Origin of the sequence: Allobosea sp. (assembly GCF_030695125.1) — a bacterium.
GTDB lineage: Bacteria > Pseudomonadota > Alphaproteobacteria > Rhizobiales > Beijerinckiaceae > Allobosea.
Genome location: NZ_JAUYTP010000007.1, coordinates 1 through 1527, shown reverse-complemented (window position 1 = coordinate 1527; position 1527 = coordinate 1). Strand labels below are relative to the sequence as shown.

Sequence of the window (1527 nt, the reverse complement as noted above, 5' to 3'; positions counted from 1 at the left end):
CTTGATCGCCTGCGCTTCGTCGGCGACCAGGGTGTGCCATTGGCGGCTGGCGAAACGCTCCTGGGCCAGCTGCAGCAGGGTGTAGGAAACGATCAGCACATCCTGGGGGCCGGCCTGGGCAACCAGCTGTTCACGTTCGATCTCGTTGGCCTCGCTGTAGATGCGGGCGTTCAGGCTGGGTGCGAAGCGGAGCGCTTCGGCCAGCCAGTTGCCGCACACCGAGGTTGGCGCGATGACCAGCGTGGCGCCCCCTTTGGCCCGTTCGAGCATGACGGCCAGCGCCTGCAGGGTCTTGCCGAGGCCCATGTCGTCCGCCAGACAGCCGCCCATGCCGGCGGCGGCGAGGCGCATGGCCCACTGGTAGCCTTCTTCCTGATAGGGGCGCAAGTCAGCCTGCAGGGATTTTGGCAGTTTGGGTTCGGTGGCTTGCGCCGCGCGCAGACGCTCGATTGCCTTGCGGAAGTCGGCGCCGGCCTGCAGTTCGGTGCCATCGAGGATTTCGTCGAGCCAGGCGGCGGCGATCTGCGGCACCTTGCTGCCTTGCTTGTCGACTTCGGCGACGGCGGCAAGATCGAGCAGTTTCTGTTTCAGTGAGCGGGTCAGCGCCGCGTAGACCCCGTCGCCCATCGGAATGAAACGGCTCTTGTCGCGGGCGGCGGCGAGCAGGGTTTCGAGCTGTACGACGAGGCCTTCATCGAGCCCGGCCTGGCCGGATACCCGGAACCAGTCGCGGTCCTTGCTGACCGTGATGCCGAGCTTGCCGGCATCGACGCTGATGACGCGGACGCTTTTGCCTTTCGGCCAATCGACGGCGGCGATGGCGGCCAGGCCGGGCAGGGCTTCAACCAGACCGAGCGCCTGTTCCGGATCTTCGATCAGCCATTCAGCGCTTTGTGCGTCACCGATGTCTTCGAGAAAGGGGAAGGCGTCGAGCAGGCTTTCCAGATGTTTCTTTTCGGCCGCCAGGTTGCGCGCGGTGCCCAGGGTCTCGCCGCCAATCGCCGCCATCAGGCGAACGCGACCGCTGCCGACCGGCAGGCGCGGGCCGTCGGCGCCGAGCGGCGCGGCAACCAGGCGCAGCGAAAGCGACTCGCCGACTGGCGCCAGTTCGGCCCGCAGACGCGACTCACACGGCACCTGCCGCGAAGCCTGTGCCGAATCGGCATGCACCTGGAAGTGTCCGGCCAGCGCCTGCAGCGTTTTGTCTAAATCGGCTTGCGCCCCCTCGGCATTTGCCGGCACCGCGAAGCGCCCGGAGACCAGTTGGGCGGCGCGTCTTTGCGCCACTGTGTAACGCACCAGCCGGACACGCTGCGGCCCGTCCGGCAGCAAGGTAATCAGGCGCAGCGCCTCGGCGTCGCGCTTTTCTTCCGCGTCGAAGTAGTAGCTGCCGTCTGCTTCAGCGCGCAAGGGCGGGCTGATCTGCAGGACGATCTTGTCCTTTTTACGGACGACTTCGAGTTCGGGCGGCGTTTCAACCAGATCGACCAATTGGCCCGGGGCGCTGTCGAGGACGACTGCTGGGTG

The 1527-nt window shown here is 66.6% G+C and carries 1 protein-coding gene; it reads right to left on the bottom strand.

Going from position 1 to position 1527, the window contains the following annotated elements; all coding sequences use genetic code 11:
* On the bottom strand, positions 1-1527 hold a 1527-nt coding region (locus Q8S38_RS01315; protein ID WP_305678614.1), incomplete at both ends, for an SNF2-related protein.